Origin of the sequence: Novosphingobium sp. Gsoil 351 (assembly GCF_009707465.1) — a bacterium.
Lineage (GTDB): Bacteria > Pseudomonadota > Alphaproteobacteria > Sphingomonadales > Sphingomonadaceae > Novosphingobium.
Genome location: NZ_CP046120.1, coordinates 2,945,003 through 2,968,080 on the forward strand (window position 1 = coordinate 2,945,003; position 23,078 = coordinate 2,968,080).

Below are 23,078 nucleotides of genomic sequence, written 5' to 3' on the forward strand. Positions count from 1 at the left end.
TTATGCTGCGTCGCGATATGGGTCAGCGATGCCCATCAGCGCAAGGGCCTTCGTTTCCAGCGCCTCCATATCGTGCGCCGCGGCCTCGCCGGTCTCGTGATCGTGGCCGGCGAGGTGGAGCAAGCCGTGGACGATCAGGTGCGCGGCGTGGTCGGCCACCGCGATGCCCTTGTCCGCCGCCTCGCGAGCGCACACGCCGTGGGCGAGGATCAGATCGCCGAGCATGCCCTCGTTGGCGTCGTCCCCCGCCGCGTGGAGCACTTCCTCGCGGCTGAGCATGGGGAACGACAGAACGTTGGTCGGCTTGTCCTTGGCCCGCCACTGCCGGTTGAGCGTCTGGACCTCGGCGTCGTCGCCCAGCACCAGGCTGACCAACAGGTTGTCGTGCGCAAGTTCGGGGGCGACTTTGGCCGCGGCCCGCGCCGCGCGCGACGCGAGCGCTTCCCAGTCGGTCTCCTGGCCCCAGACGGGATCGACATCGAGCTGGATTTGCGGCGAGTCGTCCAAGTTACGCTCCGTCGTCCCGGCGGAGGCCGGGACCTATGATCTCGCCTCACAATGCAGCGGGGACGATAATGTGCCCGGCTGGATAGACCCCGGCCCGCGCCGGGGCGACGGCTAATTTAGCCGGCGAACCATAACCCCTCCGGACCCGCTCATGTCGAGCGAAGTCGAGACATCTTGCGTAACGGGCGAGTCTGGCGCGCGATCCCTCGACTTCGCTGGGGTTGAGCGGGTGGGTCGATGCTGTTTCTTGCTCACCGCTCTAGCTGCCCGGCCCCTCGTACGCTTCCACGATCCGCCCGACGATCGGATGGCGGACCACGTCGGCGCGGGTGAAGCGGATGGTGGCGAGACCTTCGACCCCCTCGAGCCGTTCGACCGCGTCCTTGAGCCCGCTCATCGCATCGCCGCCTGGAATATCGACCTGGCGCGGATCGCCGCAGACCACCATCCGGCTGTTCTGGCCGAAGCGGGTGAGGAACATCTTCATCTGCGCGGGCGTGGTGTTCTGCGCCTCATCCAGGATCACGAAGGCATCGGCGAGCGTGCGCCCGCGCATAAACGCGATGGGCGCGATCTCGATCTCGCCGCTGGCGATGCGCCGCTCGACCTGTTCGGGAGGCATGCAATCGTACAAGGCGTCGTAGAGCGGGCGGAGATAAGGATCGACCTTCTCCTTCATGTCGCCGGGCAGGAACCCGAGGCGTTCGCCTGCCTCGACCGCGGGGCGGCTGAGGATCAGCCGCTGGACGCTGCCGGTCATCAACTGGCTGACCGCCTGGGCCACCGCGAGATAGGTCTTGCCGGTGCCCGCCGGGCCCAGCGCGAAGATGATGTCATGGCTGGCCAGCGCGCGCATGTAGTCGATCTGCATCGCGCTGCGCGGCACGATGGTCTTGCGCCGGGTGCGGATCATGATCGGCGGGTTGCCGAGCATGTCGACTCCGGTGCCGTCGACGATCCCTTCCAGCGTGGGTTCGGACGACATCGCGATCAGCGCCTCGACCGCTCCCGCGTCGATCTCCAGCCCCGAGAGCAGGCGCTGATGCAACCCGCGCAGAACGTCGCGAGCGCGCGCGACCGCATCCTCGGTGCCTTCGATCTGCACATGGTTGCCGCGCGCCCCGATATAGACGCCGAGCCGGTTTTCGAGCTGGACCAGGTTGGCGTCAAACTGGCCGAACAAGGCGCCGAGCACGCCGGGTTCGTCGAAGTCCAGCTCGGCCCGGGCGCGGCGGCTGGCGCCGCGCAGGTCTTCCGGGCGGAGATGCGCCGATTCATAGGCGCGAGCGGGTTTGCGGGCCATGCGCTCCTTTCGCTGCCGGGGCGGATCGCCCGCGGGATAGGTTCAAGATAACCTTCGGCGATCCGCTAGCAAGGGGCGCGAGACGCTATCCCCAGCTACGGCAGCGACTTAGGGATACTTCATCCGGATGTGCGTGGTCAGCCCGGCCTTGGGCACGTTCAGGCGGACCGAGCGGAACGCGGGCAGGCCGGCCAGGGTCGCCGGGTTGTTGGAAAAGCCATAGCCTTCGGTCGGCAGTCCCAGGCCCGACCGGTTCAGTTTCCGGCTCGCATCCTGATCGTGGTAGACCGCGATGGCATAGACCCCGGGCTTGGGCACGAACACGCAGGCGCGCGTCACCGGCGCGGAGGCGTTGAAGCGGTTGTTCTTGATCGTTCCGCCCTTGACCAGGAACTGGCGCGGATCGTCGGGATAGACCGCCACGTTGACCAGCCCTTCGCCGTTGCGCAGGCCTTCGATCGAAACATTGAGCCAGGTGTCGCTGGGCGTGCCCAGGCAGCCGGCGGGCGCAGCCGCGGCAGGTGCGGCGAACGCGGTGGCGGCGGTTAGAACCAGGGCCGCGGCGCTAAGACGTCTCGGCTGAAGCATGATGACATTCCCGATTGCTGAGTTGGGCGCGCGCCCAAATGGGGCGGTATTCGGCGCGGTTCAAGCGCAAGGTTCGTCCCCGCGCCGTCCGGGCCAATGCGGTTGGGGCGCTGAATGCGTGGTGAATTCGTCGTTCAGGCCCGGACGCGCGAGATCGCTTCGGGGGCGAAAGCCCGCGGGCCAAACTCCGGCCCCGCCGATCGCGCGCCGGTTGTACCGTCCCGTTATGCAACCAGCGACATCTAGTGTGGAAAAGCGCCGGTTCGCCGCTTGTCGCCCCAAGGGGTGGTGGCTAACCCCGCCGCAGCCATGGCCACCCCGCTCATCGCCCCCTCGATCCTCTCGGCCGATTTCGCGCGGCTGGGCGAGGAAGTGCGCGCGATCGACGCCGCCGGGTGCGACTGGATCCACATCGACGTGATGGACGGGCACTTCGTCCCCAACCTCACCATCGGTCCGGGCGTGGTCAAGGCGTTGCGCCCGCATACCGCCAAGCCGTTCGACGTCCACCTGATGATCTCGCCGGTCGACGGCTTCCTTCAGGCATTCGCCGACGCCGGGGCTGACGTCATCACCGTCCATCCCGAGGCCGGGCCGCACACCCACCGCACCGTCCAGGCGATCCATGCGTTGGGCAAGAAGGCGGGGGTCTCGCTCAACCCCGCGACCCCGGCCAAGATGCTCGACTACCTGATCGACGACGTCGATCTGGTCCTGATCATGAGCGTCAACCCCGGGTTCGGCGGGCAAAGCTTCATCGCCAGCCAGCTCCGCAAGATCGAGGCGGTGCGCAAGATGATCGACAAGACCGGGCGCGATATCCGGCTCGAGGTCGATGGTGGGATCGATACCGTCACCGCCCCCCAGGCCGTCGCCGCGGGGGCCGACGTGCTGGTCGCCGGAACCGCGACCTTCCGCGGCGGGCCGGATTGCTACGCCGCCAATATCGCCGCGCTCAAGACGGGCGCCTGAGGAATGGCGGAGCGCGGCGAACTCGGTCTGCTGCCCCGCCAGGCCGGTGACGAAAAGCCCGATACGCCCGCACCAGCACTGCCCTTGACCGCATCGGGCAGCGGCGACGCGGCGTACATCACCAATGCTACGGCGGCGGATCGCGTGATCGAGCCGGGCCGCGCACTGGCGCTGGCCGATTTCGCCCCGCCCTCGCTGGGCGCGGGCGAGCGGCTGGTGCGTCTCGCCTATCGCCTGGGCGTTCCGGGCGGGGTCTTGCGCTCGCCGTTCCGCAAGGCGCCCCGGGCGCGGCTGCTGGCGACGGTCGAGAACCCGCTTCCCGGCCAGCGCGCCGCGGGAACCGCGCTGCGCGCCGGGTGGCTGGCGGTGTGCGGCGGACGGCTGGCGCTGGGCGATCTCGACTACGCCAGCAAGACCATCACCCCCCCGTTCGAGCGCGCGCTCCACGGGTTCCGCTGGCTCGATGATCTGGCCGCCAGCGGTCCACGCGAAACCGGCACGGCGATCGCCGAACGGCTGCTGGCGGACTGGCTCGAAGCCCATCCCCGCCCGGGCAAGGGCGTTGCGTGGAGCGTGGGCAACACCGGGCAGCGCCTGCTCGCCTGGCTGATCCACGCCCCGCTGATCCTGTCGGGCCACGACAAGGCGTTTCGCGGACAGGTGCTCGCCGCGCTCGACGGGACGGCGCGCTGGCTCGATCGCCATGTCGGCAAGGCGGAGGACCGCCTGGGCGAGGTAGCCGGATGGTGCGCCATCGTCGCCGCCGGGTTGCTCCTGCCCGAAGGCAAGCCGCGGCGGCTCTATGGCGAGGCCGGACTGCTGCGCGCGATGGGGGAGCTGATCGGCGACGACGGCGGGGTCCTGTCGCGCAGCCCGCTCGCCCAGATCGAGGCGATCGAGCTTCTGGTGCGCCTGTCGGCCTGCTATCGGGCGACCCGCCGCGATCCGCCCGAGGCGATCCCGGCAATGCTGGCGCTGCTGGTTCCGCCGCTGCTCGGCCTGCTCCACGGCGACGGCGGCTTGAGCAACTGGCAGGGCGCCGGCGGCATCGAGGCGGCGCGGATCGACGCGTTGGTCGCCGCCAGCGGGGTCCGCGCCCGCCCGCTGCGCGAGGCGCGGCAATGGGGCTATCAGCGCGCGAGCGCCGGCCCGCCGCGCACCGCCACGGTGCTGGTGTTCGACGCCGCTCCGCCGCCGCTCGCGCGCCATGCCCGCCACGGTTGCGCCTCGACCCTGGCGTTCGAGCTGTCGGCGGGCAAGCAGCGGCTGGTGGTCAACTGCGGCGGCGCGGCGTTCGCCGGGGGCGCGATCCCGGTGCGGCTGGCGCAAGGCCTGCGCGCCACCGCCGCGCACTCGACGCTGGCGCTGGACGACACCAATTCCACCGCGGTGCTGATCAACGGGCGCCTGGGCGCGGGGGTCGACGAGGTCGAGGTCGAGCGCCGCCAGGTCGTGGCCGACGCCGGCCGCCGCGGCGCCACCCGGATCGAGGCCGCACACGACGGTTACGCCCCGCGCTTCGGGCTGACGCATCGCCGCATCCTGCTGTTGCGCGACGACGGCGGCGAACTGGTCGGCGAGGACCAGCTCGTGCCCAGCGGCCGCCGGGGCAAGCGCGGCAAGGTGGGCTTCGCGATCCGCTTCCACCTCGCCCCGGGGGTCGAGCCGTATCTGTCGGAGGACGGCCGCGGGGTGGCGCTCGCGCTGCCCGACGGCAGCCACTGGCAGTTCCGCAGCGGTGCCAGGGACGACGGCGTCGGCGTCGCACTCGACGACAGCCTGTGGGTCGATGGCCAGGGCCGCCCGCAGGCGACCAAGCAGCTCGTGATCTCGGGCATGGTGTCGCGCGGCGGCGGCAGTTTCCCGTGGGTGTTCAAGCGGATGAGGGACGTTTGAGGTGACTGAGGTAACCGTTCGCCGGGCATTGCTTTCGGTCTCGGACAAGACCGGGCTGGCCGAACTGGGCCAGGCCCTGGCGGCGCGCGGGGTGGAGCTCGTGTCCACCGGCGGGACGGCCAGGGCGCTGCGCGACGCCGGCCTGAGCGTGCGCGACATCTCCGATCTGACCGGGTTTCCCGAGATGATGGACGGGCGGGTCAAGACGCTCCACCCGATGGTCCACGGCGGGCTGCTGGCGGTGCGCGACGATCCCGCGCACGCCGCGGCGATGGCCGACCACGCGATCGGCGCGATCGACCTGGTGGTGGTCAACCTCTATCCGTTCGAGGCGACCGTGATGCGCGGCGCGGATCGCGACACGATCATCGAGAACATCGACATCGGCGGGCCCAGTATGGTTCGTTCGGCGGCGAAAAATCACCGGTATGTCACTATTCTGACCGACGCCGCCGACTATCCCGCGCTGCTCGCCGAACTCGACGCGACCGGAGGCGCGACCACGCTCGCGTTCCGCAAGCGAATGGCCGCGCGGGCGTTTTCGGCGACCGCCGCCTACGACGCGATGATCAGCCAATGGTTCGCCTTCGCCGATCAGCAGCAGCTGTTCCCCGAGATGCTCGCCGTCAACGGCAAGCGGGTGAGCGAACTGCGCTATGGCGAAAACCCCCACCAGCGCGCCGCGCTCTACACGCCCGTGGGCCCGCACGGCAAAGGCATCGCCCAGGCCGAACAGGTCCAGGGCAAGGAGCTCAGCTACAACAACTACGCCGACGCCGACGCCGCCCTCGAACTCGCCGCCGAATTTCGCGGGCAGGACCCGGCGGTGGTCATCGTCAAGCACGCCAACCCGTGCGGCGTGGCGCAAGGCGCGTCGCTGATCGAGGCATGGCAGGCGGCGCTGGCCTGCGACGACGTCTCCGCGTTCGGCGGGATCGTCGCGGTCAACCGCCCGCTCGACGGCGCAACGGCGGAAGCGATCTGCGCGATCTTCACCGAGGTGGTGGTCGCGCCCGCCGCCGACGAGGCCGCGCGCGCGATCTTCGCGAGGAAGAAGAACCTGCGCCTGCTGCTGACCGGCGACCTGCCCGATCCGCGCCGCGGCGGGCTGACGATCAAGCCGATCACCGGCGGGCTGCTCGTCCAGAGCCGTGACAACGGCGCGATTTCGGCGAGCGACCTCAAGATCGTGACCAGGCGCGCGCCGACCGAGCAGGAACTAAAAGACTGCCTGTTCGCCTGGACCGTCGCCCGCCACGTCAAGTCGAACGCGATCGTCTATGCCAAGGACGGCGTCACCGCCGGGATCGGCGCGGGCCAGATGAACCGCCGCGACAGTTCGCGGATCGCGGCGATGAAGGCTGCGGAGGCCGCGGAGAAATTCGGCTGGGCGCAATCGCGCACGGTCGGCTCGGCGGTCGCCAGCGACGCCTTCTTTCCCTTCGCCGACGGCCTGCTCGCCGCTGCCGAAGCGGGCGCGACCGCGGTGATCCAGCCCGGCGGCTCGATCCGCGACGAGGAAGTCGTCGCGGCGGCGGACGAAGCGGGTCTGGCGATGGTCTTCACCGGAATGCGCCACTTCCGGCATTAGGTGATCAACCAAACCCCGCTCATGTCGAGCGAAGTCGAGACATCCCGCGAAATGTCTCGACTTCGCTCGACATGAGCGGACTCGGCAAAGTCTACCTCGCGGCCGCCTTCGCCCCGAACCGGCCGTGCTTGCGATAGCGCACCATCCACCGGTCGAGGAACAGGCTGAGCGGGCGCGGGGTCACCCCCAGCGCGGCCAGCCCGTTCTCACCGTGGAGCACGTTGCCGGCCTTGAGCAGCGCCCACTGGTCGCTCGACAGCGGCGCGCCCGGCAGCCATTCGGTCGCCGCCGCGAACGCGCCCGAAACCACGTCGGGCAGCGCGATGAGCAGCGGGTCGCGGCGCTGCGCCGCGGCGATCCGGCGGTTCAGGTCGAGCATCGCGATCGGCTCGGGTCCGGCGATGTCATAGGCCTTGCCGCCGTGGCGCGCGGGATCGGCGAGCGCGTTGGCGATTCCCTCGGCGGCGTCGTCGACATTGAGCGGCTGGAGCTGTGCTTTCGGCCCGAACACCGGCAGCGCCGGCAGCTTCGCGATCAGTCCGGCGAACAGGTTCAAGAACGCGTCGTCTTCGCCGAACAGCACCGATGGCCGCACGATCGTCACGCCGGGGAACGCTGCCCGGACCGCCGCTTCGCCTTCGGCCTTGGTCCGGTTGTAGTCGACCGGCGACGCCGCGTCGGATCCAAGCGCCGAAACGTGGACGAATGCCTGCACCCCGGCCTCGCTGGCGAGCGCCGCGATCCGCCCCGCGCCTTGCCCCTGCAGAGCATCGAGATTGCCTGCGAACGCGCCGACCAGATTGACCACCCCGTGCGCGCCGTCCAGCGCCGCCGCCAGGCTTGCAGGCCGGGTCACGTCGCCGCGCACGAACTGGACCTGGCCCAGGTTGGCGAGCGCGCGCAGGCGGAACGCGCGCTCGGGATGACGGCTGAGGATCCGCAGGCGGCATCCCCGCTTGAGCAGCGCCTGCGCCAGGTGCGCGCCGACGAAGCCGCTTCCGCCGATCAGGACGACGAGCTTGCCGTCGAGGTTTCCGTCCGTCCCAGCCATCTGCCGCGTTACCCTTTTGCCGCCGTGTGTTTGCGGTCGTGTCCGCCCCGCGCCCATGCCGCAAGCCGTGCGATGCCGCAATGCCGTGTCGGAGTCAGGCGACCTGCCGTCGGCCCTGTGGCCGGACATAGACCCGCGCCACGATCGGAAAGCTCTCAGCCACCTGACGCTCGATGTCGGCAACGATCGCTTCGACCGCGCCCGCGCTGATCCCGTCGTCGAAATCGGCGCTGATGATCACCGTGACCATATCGGGCGAGGAGTGCAGGGTCAGCACCTCGTGGACCGCAACGATGCCGTCGTGGGCCCCCGCGCAGCGGCCGATCGCGGCGACGACTTGCGGGTCCGCCGCCTCGCCGATCAACAGCCCCTTGGCTTCGTAGAGGAGGAGCACCGCCAGCACGCCCAGGACCAGCCCGATCAGCACCGAGGCGAGCCCGTCCCAGAAGGGATTGCCGGTGACCAGGCTCAGCCCCAATCCCACCGCGGCGAGAACCAGGCCGATCAGTGCGCCCGAATTCTCGAGCAGCAGGACCAGCGTCGGCGCATCCTTGGTCGAGCGGATTTCCTGCCAGATGGTGCCTTGGCGCAAGGCGTTGAAATCGGCCAGCGCGGCCACCGTCGACCAACCTTCCAGCGCGGCGGCGATGGCCAGCACGGCGAACGCGATCACCGGGCTGGTCGCAGGTTCGGGATCGAGGATGTGGAGCACGCCTTCGTAAACCGAAACCCCCGCGCCCAGCGCGAACACCAGGATCGCGACGACGAAGCTCCAGAAATACAGCTCGCGGCCATAGCCGAACGGATGCTCGGCATCGGCGGGGCGGCCGGCGCGGCGGCGGCCGTACAGGAGCAGCACCTGGTTGGTCGAATCAACCAGGCTGTGGACGCCCTCGGTCAGCATCGCCGACGATCCGGTCAGCCCCGCGGCGGTGAACTTGGCCACCGCGATCGCGACGTTGGCGCCCAGCGCGATGAAGATCGTTCGCGGCGATCCGGATGCCATTGGTGGGCCTGCTTTCAGATCATCCTGGCGAAGAGGAATTCTTCGTCGCGCTGCTTGCCCACCCAGAAATGGATGTCGGCGGCCTTCGCGAAGCCATAACGCTCGTAGAAGCGTTGCGCTCCGGTATTTCCGCTCCACACCGATAGCTGGACCTCGTCGGCCCCGAACCCCCGGGCCTCGGCCAGCGCCCAGTCCATCAGCGCCGCGCCGATTCCGCCGCCGGTCGCGCCGGGTGCGGTGTAGAGTTGCTTGAGCTCGATCGCGCGGGCGCCGCGGGCATGCTCGGGCCAGCCGCAGGCCAGCACCAGCTTGCAATAGCCCGCAAGCGCGCCGTCGCGGGTTGCGAGCATCACGCGATAGAGCGGGTCGACGAGTTGTCCGGCGACGACCTCGGTCGAGTGCTGCTCGGACAGGAATGCCGCTGAATCCTCGGGCCGATACATGTGCCCGAATTTCGCGTCGAAGCTGTCGCGGCCCAGCTTGGCGAGCGCGACGGCATCGTCCACCGTGCCTGCGCGGAGGATCAAAGCGTGCGGGTCATGCATAGGCTGAATCCATCGTCGAGATAGGCGCCGAACGGCGGACATGGCGAGAAGCCGTGTTTGGCATAGAGCGCTCGCGCGGCCTGGAATTCAATCGGCTTGCCCGTCTCCAGGCTGAGGCGGGAATAACCGCGCCTGCGCGCCTCTTCGATCAAATGCAGCAGGATCGCCTGCCCGACGCCCTGGCGCAGGAACGCGGGATCAACCCGCATCGATTTGAGTTCGCCATGATCGGGTTCGAGCTGTTTGAGCGCGCCGCATCCGGCCAGCGCGTCGCCGCGCCAAGCCGAGAAAAAGGATATGTCTGGCCGAGCCAGGCGTTCACGCGGCATCGCATGGACGCTTTCGGGCGGTGACCAGCGGCGCATGTCATTCAGATGGAACGCGATCAGGCGGCCGATCGCTTCGCCCGAAAGGTCGTCCGCAACGATCCGCAGCCCTGCCATCGTGCGAGCCTTAGGTCGCCGCCAGGTGGGCCGCAAGCAGGCTCAGGCGTCTCCGACTTCGAGCGAGTCGGGGGGCAGACTCAGGCCGGCTTCCTCTGCGCGGCGCCAGACGACCCTGGCCATCATCGTGTCGAAGCCATCGAACGTCACCGCTACTTTCGTGCCGACATCGGCCTTGAGAGTCGCGGCGACCTTCAGCCCACTGGCCGAGACGTTGCGGATTTGCGCCGGGGTTTCGGCGACGGTCAGCCGCATTGGCCCGGTACGCAGGGTATCAGCGAAACGCTCTTCGCAGCGATGCTCCACATGGCGGACCACCGAACGGCGGATGACGCCCGCCAGACCCCCGCCGATCGCCTTCTTGAGATGCCGCTGGGGGCCCTCCTGCATCGCGCCGAAACCGCGGACGATCTGTTCGCGGCGGGGCAGCTTGGCGATCTCGGCGGGCATCGTGAGCGGTACCTCGGGCGCGGCGACCAGCGTCACGCGGCTTTCGGCAGGAAGGAACCGGGCGAACACTGCGGTGTGCAGTGGCTGGGCGAAGGCAACCCCGGTGGTCCCGCCTTCGGACCACACCACGCGAACGGTCTGGCTCTCGATCCCGGGCATCCTCAGCCACATTTCGGTGTCGGGCTCGAACGGCCCGGCGCCCGCCAGCCGTGCGCCGTAAGGGGTAAGATCGGCGGTGGCCGCGGCGACGGCGAAGCGTCCTCGCTGACGCACGGTGACGTCGATCGGGCAGGCCGCGCGGCGCATCGACCGGCGTTCGACGAACCGCGCAGCTGGAGCCTTTGCTTCGGGGAGCGGGTGGTCGATCAAGTCCATGGCGGCTACCCCTGCAACGGCACGGAGTTGAGCAGCGCGATGAGGCCGAAAAACAGGATACGCATCGAATCTTCCCTTCCGTCGCATTTGGTTGAGCGACGAAACGGAACGGCGATCAACCGCTGCGGGGGCGGTGTCCCGAAAGGGGGTTAACGCGGCGGGGCGGGTTAACGGGGACTTAGAGCATCGCGCATGAAGGCAGCTCAACCCCGCTCGACACGAGCGGATCAGATCGTCTGCACTGTGCTTTAGATTCCGCCCGAAATGGGGTCCCGACCCAGCGCGCGGAGGCCGTCGCCAACCGCCTTCGCGCAGGCCGCGATCGCGTATGCATCGGTCGATCGGATGACGAAATTGGCGCCGACCTTGCCCTCACGGAAGAATGGATAGCTGCCGATCTGGCATTGCGCGTGGGCGCGCTCGCTTTCGCGCAGCAAAGTCGCGACTTCGCTCTCGGCGACCCAGCAGCCGATCGTCTCGGATAGCAACGGCGCTCCGCCTTCGAGCACGCCGTCGAGCGAGGCGAGCATCTGCGCGGTAATGTGTGGCACCCCCGCCATCAGGAACAGGTTGCCCAGGCGGATGCCGGGGGCGCCGGACATCTTGTTTTCGATCAGGTCGGCCCCCGCCGGCACGCGCGCCATCCGCAGGCGGCCTTCGTTAAGCCCGCCGCGGGTGGCGTAATAGCCCTCAAGGATCGCGCGCGCGGCGGGGTGAACCACCACCTCGACCCCCAGCGCGGCGGCGACCGCATCGACCGTGATGTCGTCATGGGTCGGGCCGATACCGCCGGTGGTGAACAGATAGTCGTTGCGCGCGCGCAGGGTGTTGACCGCCTCGACGATCGCGTCCTCGACATCGGGGACCACGCGGACCTCGCGCAGGCGGATGCCCTGAACGCCCAGCCAGCTCGCCACCTGGGCGATGTTCTTGTCGTGGGTGCGGCCCGACAGGATCTCGTCACCGATGACAACGAGCGCGGCGGTCCAGATGCGGTCGGGGGGGTGGGCATGATTCAGGCCGTTACCCACAAACCTCCGCTCGTGTCGAGCGGGCGAGGTCCATAATCATCCGCTCGGGATGAGCGGAATTGGAGACTTACTCGGCGGCTTCGAGCACCTCATCTGCGCGGGCCACGACCTGCGGCCTGTCGAACCGAAGAATCCCGTCATCGATCGGGGCAGACCGCATGTCCTTGCGGTCGCGGACGTATTCCTGGTTGAGCCGCCACGGCAGGGTCTTCGCGCTCTTGGGCATCAGGTGCATGCCGCGCTGGATATAGCCCGACGAGAAATCGAAGATGTTGTCCTCTTCGAGCTTCGCATCGGCCGCCAGCACCGGCGTCGCGATCGGGCGCCCGACCGCGTCCATCTGGTTGAGCAGCCGGGTGATGTAGTTGGCGACGATGTCCACCCGCAGCGTCCATGAGGCGTTGAGATAGCCGAAGATGCCGGCCAGATTGGGCACGTTCGAAAACATGCAGTTGCGATAGTAGAACCGCTGATTGAAATGGACGGGCTCACCGTCGACGCTGACCGCGATCTTGCCCGCGACGCTCATCGACAGCCCGGTGGCGGTGACGATGATGTCGGCATCGAGATGCCTGCCGGACTTGAGCACGATCCCGCCCGCATCGAACCGCTCGATATGGTCGGTGACGATCGAGGCCTTATCGGCCTTCATCGCCTCGAACAGGTCGGCATCGGGGATCAGGCACAGGCGCTGCTCCCACGGGTTGTAGGGCGGAGTGAAGGTGGCGGCGTCGTACTTGTCGCCCAGGTGGTCCATCGCCGCCTTGGTCAGCGCGGCCTTGACCTTGTCGGGCTTGTTGCGCGCCATCTTGAACACCCAGTCCTGCATCCGGATGTTCTTGAAGCGGGTGATCGCATAGGCCCAGGTTTCGGGCAGGAACTTGCGCAAGGTGTTGGCGAACTTGTCCTTGGCGGGACGGCTCGCGAACCACGTCGGGGTGCGCTGGAGCATCGTCACGTGCGCCGCGCCGCTGGTGGCTATGGCCGGGACGATCGTCGCCGCGGTGGCGCCCGATCCGATCACGACGACGTTCTTGCCGGTGTAGTCCAGGTCTTCCGGCCAGAACTGGGGGTGGATGATCGTTCCGCCGAAGTCCTCGCGGCCCACGAACTGCGCGTCGTAGGGCTGGTCGTAGTCGTAATAGCCCGCGCCGAGGAACAGGAAGTTGCCCGACACCGTTCGCCGGGTTCCGCCATTATCCTCGACCGTCACGTTCCACCGCGCCGCACCGTGATCGAAGTCGGCGGCGAGCACCTTGGTGCCGAACTGGATGTGCGAGCGGATATCGCGCTCGTCGACGATGCGATTGAGATATTCGAGGATCGCGGGGCCGTCGGCGATCGACTTTTCGTGGGTCCACGGCTCGAACTCGAAGCCCAGCGTGTGCATGTCCGAATCCGAACGGATGCCGGGATAGCGGAACAGGTCCCAGGTGCCGCCCAGGTCGTCGCGCCGCTCGAGGATCGCGTAAGTCTTGCCGGGGCACTTCTCGCGCAAGTGAACGGCCATGCCGATACCCGAGATGCCCGCGCCGACGATCAGCACGTCGAAATCGGAAACCGCGAATTCCGCCTGCGGGCTGACTGCATTCACCGGCTGATCTCCCAAAATTATTGACACCGATGTAAGCTAAACCGGAGCCAATTGCCAGCATGATCGCGCTTTGGCAGTTGATGGCAATGACCATTATCGCCGCGCGCCGCTATCACAAGGGCTGTCCCGACTCGCTCGGCGTGGCGATCGACGGGAAACCGCGGGCGCCCCTGCCGCCGCACAGCTTCGACTGGATCGGACTCGCCGAACCCTCGGCCGACGAGATGGAGCAGGTCCGGACCCAGTTCGGCCTGCACCCGCTGGCGGTCGAGGATTCGCTCAATCCCAACCAGCTTCCCAAAGTCGAAAGCTATGGCAAGCAGTTGTTCATCGTCGCGCGGACCGCGGCGATCGATGCCGAAGACCGCATTTCCTACGGCCAGACCGCGTTGTTCCTGGGGCCCGACTTCCTCGTCTCGGTGCGCTTCGGCTCGACCCGCGCGCACAATGCCTTGCGCGAACGGCTTGAATGCGCTGCCGATCGGCTGGCTGAAGGCGCGGACTTCGTCGCCCACGCGATCCTCGATTTCATCGTCGATGGGTACCAGCCGATCATGGACGAGCTGGAAGAACGGGTGCAGCGGCTCGAGGAAGGCGCGATCAACGTCTTCCCCGAACAAATTACGATCCGCCGCATCTTCCGCCTGCGCCGTCAGCTCCGCAAGTTCGAGCGAATCGTCGGACCGATGCAGGAAGTCGGCGAGCGGCTGGCCACCACCCCGCTGCCGGCGGTCGACGAATCGGCTAGGGTCTTCTTCCGCGACGTGCTCGACCACGTCCGCCGGACTTTGGCGCGCAGCCATGGGCTCAAGGGAAACGCTGGCCTCGATCGTCGAGACCGCCGCGCTCCTCGAAGCGCATCGCCAGGGCGAAATGACCCGCGCGCTGGCGGCATGGGCGGCGATCCTCGCGGTCCCGACCGCGATCGCCGGGATCTATGGGATGAACTTCGATTTCATGCCCGAGCTTAGATGGCACTACGGCTATTTTGCCGTGCTGGCGGTCATCGCAGCGATTTGCGGTGCGCTGTTCTTGCGGTTCCGGCGGATCGGCTGGTTGTGACGACTCTTCCCCTCTCCCCTCGCGGGAAAGGGGAAGTTAGTCCGCTAGGAACCCCTGCAACCATTCCGTCAGCGCAACGAGCTCGGCGCCCTCCAGCGCCACCGCGTGGCCCAGGTCGGGCACCTTGGGCCAACCGACATCGACGAACTCGCGTGCGCCCTGCACCCCCTTGGGCCACTCGCGCGCGCCCTCGTAGCGGGGGATGACGTGGAAATGGACGTGGGGATCGACCATCATCAGCATCAGGTAGTTGAGCTTGGCGTAGCCGACCGCCGCGGACAACGCCGCCTCGATCGCCGCGGTCACCTGCTTGAGCTCGGCGTGCGCCGCTGCGGGCAGATCGCCGAACGCGGTCGCCTCGGACTTGGCGGCGAGCACCAGGCTTGCCCAGCGTCGGTTGGGCCGGACGAGCGAGGACGACCCAATGATCGAACTCGCGCACCAACGTCGCGGGCCAGCCGAACTTGCGGATAGTCTCGTTCACGTCATGCCTCCGACAACCATGAGGTGATCGTACCCCCGCGCGCGCGGACAATCCACGCCTGGACCAGGCGGACGGCGTGCACCGCGCAACTGATCACGGTCCACCATGCCACCGCGATCAGCCCGAGGTCGGGCCGGGCGAAGAGCGTGGCGACGAACAGGATCACCATGTTGGGGTTGCGCCGGGCGGTGATCAGCCGGAAGCGGCTGTCGAAGCGCCGCCAGACGTGGATGTGCATCAGCCCGTGCTGCTGCATGAACGCGCCCTCGATCAGCCGCTGGACGATATAGCCGCCCTGGATGGCGCCCTGGACCCACCAAAAGGTCGCGCTGTCGTAGGCCAGGCCCCAAGTGGCGAGGCCAGTTGCCCAGAACCACCACCAGAATGGCGGGTGGATCAGGTCGATCCCATGATCGGCGATATTGCCCCAGGTCGACGAGGTTATCGTGCACCGCGCCAGCTTGCCGTCGACGGTATCGAGCACCATGAACCCCAGCCCCAGCGCCATCCCCAGCCAGTAGTGGCCCCAGGCGAAGGCGAACGTCGCGGCGACGCACCCCACCGCGCCGATCGCGGTGATCTGGTTGGGGGTGATTCCCAATCTTGCCGCTATGCGGGTCAGGACCAGCGCCCATTCGGGCCACAGGTACCTGGTCAGCACGTCGGTGACGCCCTTGTAGGCACCGAAATAGCTCGCCCGCTCGACGTCCTTTACAGTTTCGCGGGTAAGCGCCTTCACGAATGGCGTTTCGCGCTTGCGCAGCGCCTTGTTCTCGATCGTCGGACCGTCCTCATAGGCGATGGCGGGGAGCGAGACGGCGCGGCCCTCGACCATGGCGGCGCGCAATTGAGCGGCCTCGTCCGCATCGCGTGCGTGCGCCAGCGCCGGTATGCCGCCCACGGTCAGCACATAGCCCGGCTGCGCCGCAACGTGATCGAGCCACGGCGGGTCGAAGGCGAACGCGGCGTTGGCGAGCACGCGCGGTCCCGCGGTGGCGGTGGCCCGGGCCAGCGGCATCCCGGCGGCGCGGGCGATCCGGGCTATTCGCTCTGTCATCGGCAGGCCCCACAAGCGCACGCGATTGTCTCCGGCGACCTCGACGAGCGGTGCGGGGGGGCGGGGGAAACGGCAGGTTCGGACATTGGCGGCCGACCTATCCATGGCCTCGCAAGCTGGCAAGCGCCGCGCGCGGCGCGCATCCCTGACGGGATCGAATCGCGCGTTGTGCGATTGTTCACCGCCGCGAGTGTAAGAAAAATGTAGTAAATTCGGCGGCCAACGCGATATGGAATAAGGCTATGTACGGTTCGATCGGAGACTTGGGGCATCTTGCGCGGGTGGCGGCGACGCCCGTCGATGCGCCTCTGCGCCGTCAGCGCCGGGCTTCGGCGCGGGGCGCTCCGCTGGTCGGAATCGTCCGCAACCCCCGCAGCCATCGCAACAAGGGCAAGACGCCCGAATTGGCCGATTGCGCCAACATCCTTGTCGAAACCCCGCGCAGCCACACCGCGCTGCGCGCGACGCTCGCCGGGTTCGCCGAACGCGGAATCGATTATCTCGCGGTCGATGGCGGCGACGGAACGGTGCGCGATGTGCTGACCTGCGGCGCGGGGATCTTCGGCGACGACTGGCCCCCCCTGGTGATCCTGCCCAAGGGCAAGACCAACGCGCTGGTGGTCGATCTGGGCCTGCCCAACGCCTGGACCCTGGCCCAGGCGATGGAGGCGATCGGCCGCGGCAAGACCATCGTTCGCCGCCCGTTGGCGATCGACCTGCCGCGCACCGGCGAACTGGTGCACGGCTTCATCTTGGGAACCGGCGCCTTTACCCGTGGCACCCAAACCGGCCAGCAGGCGCACCGCTGGGGCATGTTCAACAGCTTCGCGGTGGGCCTGATCATCGTGTGGTGCCTGATCCAGACGATGTTCGCGCGATCGACCAACATGTGGCGCAAGGGCACCGCGATGCGCTTGCGTAGCGATGGCGCCGAACTTCCGCGCAGCCGTTTCGGCGACCCCTCCGAACGGTTCGTGATGGTGGCCTCGACGCTGGAACGTTTTCCGCTCGGCATCCGCCCCTTCGGCAAGCAGCGGCCCGGCCTCAAGCTGGCGGTGATCGACACTCCGCTGCGCTGGATCGTGGCGCTGATGCCGCTGCTGCTGACAGGGTTCGACGCAGCGTTCCTGCGCCGCAACGGCGTGCACCGGATCGACCTCGATACGCTCGATATCGAACTCGGCGATCGCTTCACCCTTGACGGGGAGTATTTTCCCGCTGGGCAATACCGCTTGCGCCAGGGACCGGAATTGCGCTTCGTGGTTCCGTGACCACGCCTCCTGACGCCCCGAGCCTCTTCAACCGCATTCAAGCCAGCCTGAACGCCCCCGTCGATCCGGCGGTCCGCGATTTCGCGGCTCAGCTGGGCGCAGCAGCGGGCGCGCTTGCGGTACTGTTTTACGGATCGAACTTGCGCACCGGATCGCTCGACGGGGTGCTCGATTTCTACGTCCTGCTCCCTGGCGCGGTCGAGAAGGGCCTCTGGCCTCGCGTGAGCTATCACGAGCGCGAAGACGGTGGCCGCACGCTGCGCGCCAAGGTCGCGACTATGACGCTGGCGACATTCGCCGCCGCCGTGGCCGGCGAGACGCTCGACACCACGATCTGGGCGCGCTTCGTCCAGCCTAGCGGGCTGGTCTGGGTGCGCGATCAGGTGCAGGCTGGGGCTGTCCACGATGCCGTGGCCAGGGCGGCCATCACCGCGGCGCGCTATGCTGTCGCGCTGGGGCCTGCGGCCGGGACCGTAGAGGATTATTGGCGCGCCCTGTTTCGCGCCACCTATCGCGCCGAGTTCCGTATCGAGAAGCCGGGGCGCGAGAACGACATCCTGGGCGTCAACGCCGCGCACTTTGCCGGTCTCCTTCCGGCTGCGCTGGATGCGGGCGGAATCGCCTGGTCCCGCACCGGCGACACTCTTCATCCCCGGCTCGGCCCGGCTCAGGCCAATGCCTTGCGCCGCGCCTGGGCGCGCCGGGCGCGGTTGGGCAAGCCCTATAACCTCGTCCGCCTGCTCCGCGCCTCGACCACCTTCGATGGTGCGGCGAAGTACGCCGCGTGGAAGATCGAACGCCACACCGGGGTGCCGGTGACGCTGACCCCGTGGCGGGAACGTCACCCGGTGCTAGCCGCGCCGGGGGTGCTGTGGCGGGTGTGGCGGGCGCGGCGGATCGCGGGCCGGGCGTGATGCCGCATGCGCTGGTGCTGGCCGGGTCGCGCCCCGGTGCGGTCGACCCGGTCGCCGCGGCCGAGGGCGTATCGCACAAGGCGCTGGTCGACGTCGGCGGGATGCCGATGCTCGCGCGCGTGCTCCACGCCTTGCGCGCAGCAGGGATCGAACACATCGCGGTTTCCGCCGACGCGCCCGAAGTGCTCTCGCTTGCCTATGCACTCAGCGCGATTCCAGTGCAGCCCGGCTCGGGCCCCAGCGCGAGCGTCGCGACCGGCTTCGCCACGATGGGGCCGCCGCTGCTGGTCACCACCGCCGATCACGCGTTGCTGCGGCCCGAGTGGATCACCGATTTCGTCGCTGACACTCCACCCGATGCCGACGTCGCGGTGCTTCTCGCGCGGCGCGCGCTGGTCGAGGCTGCGCTGCCCGGTACACGGCGGACCTGGCTGCGTTTCGCCGATGGCGCCTGGTCGGGATGCAACCTGTTCCTGCTCAACACCTCGAAGGCGGAAGCCGCGATCGAAACCTGGAAGGCGGTGGAGGCCGAGCGCAAGCAGCCGTGGAAGATCGCCGCGCGGCTCGGTGCAGGCACGTTGCTGTCGTATCTTGGCGGACGGCTGACCCTGGCCGAGGCCATCGCGCGGCTCGGGCGCAAGGTGGGGGTCGAAGCCGCGGTGGTCGCCGCGCGCGACGGACTGGCGGCTGTCGATGTCGATAAGCCGGGCGATCTCGTTCAGGTGAGGCAAATCCTGGGTGGCGGAGTCTAGGCTACGCACCCCGCCGGGAAACGGGTTGCTTTTGGCGCGCCTTCTGCCAAACGCACGCTTTCGTTACAGACGGGTTACACCCTCGCAAAACCGCAGGAATTTCATGGCTCCGATCAAAACCGCCATCATCGGTGTAGGCAATTGCGCCAGTTCGCTGGTGCAAGGCGTCGCCTATTACCGCGAATCCAATACCCCCCAGGGTCTGATTCACGACCGCATCGGCGGTTATGGCGCGGGCGACGTCGAATGGGTCCTGGGCGTCGATGTCGATGCGCGCAAGGTCGGCAAGGACATTGCCGAGGCGATTTTCGCCGCGCCCAACAACACCGCGGTGTTCATGCCCAAAGTGCCCGACACCGGGGTCAAGGTGATCATGGGCAAGGTGCTCGACGGTGTCGCCGATCACATGACCGGGATGGGCGAAAAGGGCTTCGTCGTCGCCCAGGATCACGAGGCCGACAAGGCCGCGATGGTTCAGGCACTCAAGGATTCGGGCGCCGAGGTGCTGCTCAACTTCCTACCCGTCGGCTCGCAGGAAGCGACCGAGTTCTACATGGAATGCGCGCTGGAAGCCAGGGTCGCGGTGGTCAACTGCATGCCGGTGTTCATCGCCAGCAAACCCGAGTGGGAGAAGCGCTTCCGCGACAAGCGCATCCCCATCGTCGGCGACGACGTCAAGGCACAGCTCGGCGCGACGATCGTCCACCGCGTGCTGTCCAGCCTGTTCGGTGCGCGCGGCGTCAACGTCGAGCGGACCTATCAGCTCAACACCGGCGGCAACACCGACTTCATGAACATGCTCGACCGCCAGCGGCTGGGCAGCAAGAAGGAATCCAAGACGGAAGCCGTGCAGGCGATGCTCGCCCAGCGCCTGGCCGACGAGAACATCCATGTCGGCCCCTCGGACTACGTGCCGTGGCAGAAGGACAACAAGCTGTGCTTCCTGCGCATGGAAGGCCAGCTCTTCGGCGGCGTGCCGATGAACCTGGAGATGCGGCTGTCGGTGGAGGACAGCCCGAATTCGGCGGCGGTGGTGATCGACGCAATCCGCTGCTGCAAGCTCGCGCTCGATCGCGGCGAGGGCGGGGCGCTGATCGGCCCCAGCGCCTATTACTGCAAGCACCCGCTGCGGCAGTTCAACGACGATACCGCCGCGCAGATGGTCGAGGAATACATCGCCGACGCGGCAATTGCCGCGGAATAGCGGCCCGATGCCCGCGGAGTAGCCGATGGACGCGCTGATCATCGCCGCGGGGTATGGCAGCCGGTTGCGGGAAATTTCGGATTCCAAGCCGCTGACCCCGGTCGCGGGCGTTCCGCTGCTCGAACTGGGCGTGCGCCAGGCGCGCGACGCGGGTGTTGAGCGCGTGGTCGTGGTGACCGGGCACCAGGCGATCGAGATCGAGAAGTTCCTGCCCGCGCTCTCTGCCCGGGTGGGCATCCCGGTCATCTCCGAACGCGTGCTCCACTGGTCAACGCCCAACGGCTATTCGGTGATGGCGGGCGCGGCCAAGATCGAGGGCGACTATCTGCTGATGATGGCCGATCACATCTTCGAGGCCGGAATCCTCGATCGGCTGGCGCGCCAGGGAACCAAAAGCCGTGGGGTCACGCTGGCCATCGACCGCCGCCTGGACAATCCCCTGATCGATCCCGACGACGCCACCTGGGTCAAGACCGATGCCGACGGCCGGATCGAGGCGATCGGCAAGACCATACCCGAGTACGACGCGGTCGATTGCGGCGCGTTCCTGGCGACGCCCGAGCTCGCGCGCGCCATCCAGGCGGCGATCGCCGACGGCAAGAGCGGCAGCCTCTCCGACGGCATGCAGCGCCTCGCCGATGCGGGCCGCGCGGCGACGATGGACATCGGCGATGCCTGGTGGATCGACGTCGACGATCCGCGCGCGCATGCGATCGCGGAAGCGGAACTCGCCAAGTAACGCATAGCCATTTGCGCTCACGTCGAGCGAAGTCGAGACACAGGGTGCGAAGTCTCGACTTCGCTCGACATGTGCCGGGCTTGACTAGGCGGGGGTGTGCTCCACCAACCGTCCGGCCAGCGAATTGGCCCCGGCCTCGAGCAGTTCGACCTCGACCAGATCGCCGATCGCTGCGTCGCCCAGGAAATGGACCGATTGCAGCCACGGCGATTTGCCCAGCCATTGCCCCGGCAGCTTGCCGCGACGCTCGACCAGCACCGCGCAGCGCCGCCCGACGCTCGCCTGGTTGAACGCCACTTGGCCGCGATTGATCGCCGCTTGCAGGCGCTGAAGCCGCTCGTCCATCACCTCGGGCACGATCTGGCCGGGCATCGTCGCGGCCGGAGTTCCGGGGCGGGGGCTGTACTTGAAGCTGTAGGCCTGCGCGTAGCCCACCGCCTCGACCAGCGCGAGCGTGGCGGCGAAGTCGGCCTCGCTCTCGCCGGGGAAGCCAACAATGAAATCGCCCGATAGCGCGATGTCCGGACGCGCTTCGCGGAACCGTTCGAGCAGGCGCAAGTAGCCGGCGACCGTGTGGCTGCGGTTCATCGCCCTGAGGATGCGGTCGCTGCCCGATTGCACTGGCAGATGGAGGAACGGCATCAGCTTGGCCACCTCGCCATGCGCGGCGATCAGCGCGTCGTCCATGTCGGCGGGGTGGCTTGTGGTGTAGCGGATCCGGGCGAGGCCTGGCAGGTCGGCCAGCGTCCGGATCAGGTCCGCCAGCCGTTTTTCGCCGTCGCGCCAGGCGTTGACGTTCTGGCCGAGCAGCGTGATCTCGCGCGCCCCGCCCGCAACCAACGCCTCCGCCTCGGCCACCAGATCGGCGAACGGGCGCGAGATTTCGGCGCCGCGCGTATAGGGCACCACGCAATATGTGCAGAACTTGTCGCAGCCTTCCTGCACCGTCAGGAACGCGCCCGGCGCGCTGCGGCGGCCCCTCATTCCCCTGGGGGGAGCGCGGCGAACTTGGCGTCGGCGGGCATGTCGGTATCGGTCGAACTGCGCCCGGCGGCGGCCTCGGCGATCATCGCGGGCAGACGGTGATAGGCCTGCGGGCCGACCACCATGCGCACGCTGGGCGCGCGGCGCATGATTTCCGCACCCTCGGCCTGCGCCACGCACCCAGCCACCGCGATCAGCGGCGCGCTGCCATCGTCGCGGCGCAAGCGGCCGATGTCGGAGTAGACCTTGTCCACCGCCCGCTCGCGAATGTGGCAGGTGTTGAGCACTACGAGGTCCGCCTCGTCGCGCTCGCCCACCGCGCGCATGCCTTGTGCGGTCAGCAACTCGCCCATCCGCTCGCCGTCATAGACGTTCATCTGGCAGCCGAACGACCTGACCTTGAAGGTCTTGGGGAGGGTCTCGGGAGGGGCGGGGCCGGTCATGGGAGCCGCCCGATAGGCCAACGGCGTGGATTATTCAAACGGCGTGGCTGCGCTGCAACTCCGCCAGCATTACGCCTCGCGCCGCCGCGGCCATCGTCTTGCGATCGCGCAGCGCCTCGCCTTCCAGCGGCGGCAGGAAGCGCACGGTGAGGTGGATTGGCCGCCCGCGCGCAAGGATGCGCTTGAAGTTGTCGAGGCCGTGCTCCTCGCCGACCCAGGCGATCTCTGGCGCGTCGGCGCCATAGTCGAGCACCACCGGCTGAACCGCGATTCCCGCCGGCACCGGATCGAGCGCCGAGAGCAGCGACGATTTGAACGGCAGCAGCCCGGTCCCGTCGCTGGTGGTGCCCTCGGGAAACACCGCGAGCGCGGCGGTCTGCGCGATTGCGGCGCGGACCAGCGCGATCTGTCGGGCAACCGAGGCCCGATCATGTCGCGCGACGAACACCGTGTCGTTCATCTCGCACAACCACTTGAGCACGGGGAACGCCGCCAGTCCGTCGTGCGCGACGAACGCTGCTCCGCTCGCCCCGGCCAGCGCGGGCACGTCTAGCCAGCTAACATGGTTGGACAGGAAGAACGCCCCGCGCCGCACCCGCTCGCCGGCGATCCGCACTTTGACCCCGGCAATCGTGGCGATCGCACCAAGAAACCACCTGGGCCAGGGATTAGGCAACCGGAGCACCCGGAACGCGTAGTATCCCGGCACGCATATCAGCAGCAGCCCGGCCATCGCCGACAGCCGCACCGCCATCCGCACTTTACCCAACCCGGTGATCGGTGCGGGAGCGGCAAGCGTCAAAGCCATAGCAATGC

Annotated in this window: 21 protein-coding genes and 3 pseudogenes; 10 read left to right on the plus strand and 14 right to left on the minus strand. The window is 68.1% G+C overall.

The annotated features are described in order from the left end of the window. From ybeY to GKE62_RS14235, 3 genes are all read right to left on the minus strand, one after another. Entirely contained in the window at positions 1 to 507 is a 507-nt protein-coding gene (gene ybeY, locus GKE62_RS14225; protein ID WP_230206713.1) for an rRNA maturation RNase YbeY, read from the minus strand. Between the two features lie 259 nt (positions 508 to 766). Continuing rightward, complete coding sequence (locus GKE62_RS14230; protein ID WP_154692817.1) at positions 767 to 1,810, minus strand: PhoH family protein; 1,044 nt, start codon at positions 1,808 to 1,810, stop codon at positions 767 to 769. A 108-nt stretch (positions 1,811 to 1,918) separates the two neighbouring features. Then, the gene (locus GKE62_RS14235) at positions 1,919 to 2,398 is read right to left on the minus strand and encodes a DUF2141 domain-containing protein (protein WP_154692818.1); all 480 of its coding nucleotides are present in this window, start codon (positions 2,396 to 2,398) and stop codon (positions 1,919 to 1,921) included. A 309-nt stretch (positions 2,399 to 2,707) separates the two neighbouring features. Between GKE62_RS14235 and rpe the strand changes: the two genes are divergently transcribed. Genes rpe through purH form a run of 3 tightly spaced genes read left to right on the plus strand, consistent with a single transcriptional unit; the run spans position 2,708 to position 6,857 of the window. Beyond that, complete coding sequence (gene rpe, locus GKE62_RS14240) at positions 2,708 to 3,370, plus strand: ribulose-phosphate 3-epimerase (RefSeq protein ID WP_154693741.1); 663 nt, start codon at positions 2,708 to 2,710, stop codon at positions 3,368 to 3,370. Positions 3,371 to 3,373: 3 nt separating this feature from the next. Next, positions 3,374 to 5,266 (plus strand): heparinase II/III family protein, encoded by a 1,893-nt coding sequence (locus tag GKE62_RS14245; RefSeq protein WP_154692819.1) that lies wholly within the window; start codon positions 3,374 to 3,376, stop codon positions 5,264 to 5,266. Between the two features lies 1 nt (position 5,267). After that, positions 5,268 to 6,857 carry a bifunctional phosphoribosylaminoimidazolecarboxamide formyltransferase/IMP cyclohydrolase gene (gene purH / locus GKE62_RS14250; RefSeq protein WP_154692820.1) on the plus strand — a complete coding sequence of 530 codons (1,590 nt, stop codon included), beginning with the start codon at positions 5,268 to 5,270 and terminating at the stop codon, positions 6,855 to 6,857. A gap of 91 nt (positions 6,858 to 6,948) precedes the next feature. Here the strand turns inward: purH and GKE62_RS14255 are convergent, their stop codons facing one another. The 7 genes from GKE62_RS14255 to GKE62_RS14285 form a co-directional block, all read right to left on the minus strand. Further along, on the minus strand, positions 6,949 to 7,908 hold the full coding sequence (locus GKE62_RS14255) for a complex I NDUFA9 subunit family protein (RefSeq protein WP_154692821.1): 960 nt from the start codon (positions 7,906 to 7,908) through the stop codon (positions 6,949 to 6,951). Positions 7,909 to 8,002: 94 nt separating this feature from the next. Next, positions 8,003 to 8,914 carry a cation diffusion facilitator family transporter gene (locus GKE62_RS14260; protein WP_154692822.1) on the minus strand — a complete coding sequence of 304 codons (912 nt, stop codon included), beginning with the start codon at positions 8,912 to 8,914 and terminating at the stop codon, positions 8,003 to 8,005. Positions 8,915 to 8,928: 14 nt separating this feature from the next. Next, entirely contained in the window at positions 8,929 to 9,459 is a 531-nt protein-coding gene (locus GKE62_RS14265) for a GNAT family N-acetyltransferase (protein WP_195908413.1), read from the minus strand. Beyond that, entirely contained in the window at positions 9,438 to 9,902 is a 465-nt protein-coding gene (locus tag GKE62_RS14270) for a GNAT family N-acetyltransferase (protein ID WP_154692823.1), read from the minus strand. Before GKE62_RS14270 ends, GKE62_RS14265 begins: the two co-directional genes overlap by 22 nt. 42 nt (positions 9,903 to 9,944) lie before the next feature. After that, complete coding sequence (locus GKE62_RS14275; RefSeq protein ID WP_195908414.1) at positions 9,945 to 10,727, minus strand: PilZ domain-containing protein; 783 nt, start codon at positions 10,725 to 10,727, stop codon at positions 9,945 to 9,947. 248 nt (positions 10,728 to 10,975) lie between these two features. Then, positions 10,976 to 11,758, minus strand: a complete 783-nt coding sequence (locus GKE62_RS14280; RefSeq protein WP_230206714.1) for a molybdopterin-binding protein — start codon at positions 11,756 to 11,758, stop codon at positions 10,976 to 10,978. Positions 11,759 to 11,825: 67 nt separating this feature from the next. After that, positions 11,826 to 13,352: an NAD(P)/FAD-dependent oxidoreductase gene (locus GKE62_RS14285; RefSeq protein ID WP_255453327.1), complete on the minus strand. Its 1,527-nt coding sequence runs from the start codon at positions 13,350 to 13,352 to the stop codon at positions 11,826 to 11,828. A 224-nt stretch (positions 13,353 to 13,576) separates the two neighbouring features. Here GKE62_RS14285 and GKE62_RS19450 point away from each other — a divergent pair. Next, positions 13,577 to 14,089 (plus strand): annotated as a pseudogene (locus GKE62_RS19450) (CorA family divalent cation transporter); the annotation flags it as partial. Positions 14,090 to 14,153: 64 nt separating this feature from the next. After that, positions 14,154 to 14,414, plus strand: coding sequence for a CorA family divalent cation transporter (locus tag GKE62_RS19455; RefSeq protein ID WP_255453328.1), 261 nt, complete (start codon positions 14,154 to 14,156; stop codon positions 14,412 to 14,414). Positions 14,415 to 14,450: 36 nt separating this feature from the next. Here GKE62_RS19455 and GKE62_RS14295 read toward each other — a convergent pair. Both GKE62_RS14295 and GKE62_RS14300 read right to left on the minus strand, forming a co-directional pair. Beyond that, positions 14,451 to 14,898: pseudogene (locus GKE62_RS14295) on the minus strand (HIT domain-containing protein). 1 nt (position 14,899) lies between these two features. Further along, entirely contained in the window at positions 14,900 to 16,060 is a 1,161-nt protein-coding gene (locus GKE62_RS14300; RefSeq protein WP_154692825.1) for a CDP-alcohol phosphatidyltransferase family protein, read from the minus strand. 137 nt (positions 16,061 to 16,197) lie between these two features. Between GKE62_RS14300 and GKE62_RS14305 the strand changes: the two genes are divergently transcribed. The 5 genes from GKE62_RS14305 (at position 16,198) to GKE62_RS14325 (ending at position 20,835) form a co-directional block, all read left to right on the plus strand. Beyond that, on the plus strand, positions 16,198 to 17,226 hold the full coding sequence (locus GKE62_RS14305; RefSeq protein ID WP_154692826.1) for a diacylglycerol kinase family protein: 1,029 nt from the start codon (positions 16,198 to 16,200) through the stop codon (positions 17,224 to 17,226). After that, complete coding sequence (locus GKE62_RS14310) at positions 17,223 to 18,140, plus strand: hypothetical protein (RefSeq protein ID WP_154692827.1); 918 nt, start codon at positions 17,223 to 17,225, stop codon at positions 18,138 to 18,140. Before GKE62_RS14305 ends, GKE62_RS14310 begins: the two co-directional genes overlap by 4 nt. After that, positions 18,140 to 18,892 carry a nucleotidyltransferase family protein gene (locus GKE62_RS14315; protein ID WP_154692828.1) on the plus strand — a complete coding sequence of 251 codons (753 nt, stop codon included), beginning with the start codon at positions 18,140 to 18,142 and terminating at the stop codon, positions 18,890 to 18,892. The genes GKE62_RS14310 and GKE62_RS14315 overlap by 1 nt, the downstream gene beginning before the upstream one ends. Before the next feature lie 103 nt (positions 18,893 to 18,995). Continuing rightward, entirely contained in the window at positions 18,996 to 20,096 is a 1,101-nt protein-coding gene (locus GKE62_RS14320; protein ID WP_154692829.1) for an inositol-3-phosphate synthase, read from the plus strand. A gap of 25 nt (positions 20,097 to 20,121) precedes the next feature. Further along, positions 20,122 to 20,835: an NTP transferase domain-containing protein gene (locus tag GKE62_RS14325; RefSeq protein ID WP_154692830.1), complete on the plus strand. Its 714-nt coding sequence runs from the start codon at positions 20,122 to 20,124 to the stop codon at positions 20,833 to 20,835. Between the two features lie 84 nt (positions 20,836 to 20,919). Here the strand turns inward: GKE62_RS14325 and miaB are convergent. Both miaB and GKE62_RS14335 read right to left on the minus strand, forming a co-directional pair. Next, positions 20,920 to 22,196: pseudogene (gene miaB / locus GKE62_RS14330) on the minus strand (tRNA (N6-isopentenyl adenosine(37)-C2)-methylthiotransferase MiaB). 100 nt (positions 22,197 to 22,296) lie between these two features. Continuing rightward, the gene (locus tag GKE62_RS14335; protein WP_154692831.1) at positions 22,297 to 23,070 is read right to left on the minus strand and encodes a 1-acyl-sn-glycerol-3-phosphate acyltransferase; all 774 of its coding nucleotides are present in this window, start codon (positions 23,068 to 23,070) and stop codon (positions 22,297 to 22,299) included. Between the last annotated feature and the right edge of the window lie 8 nt (positions 23,071 to 23,078).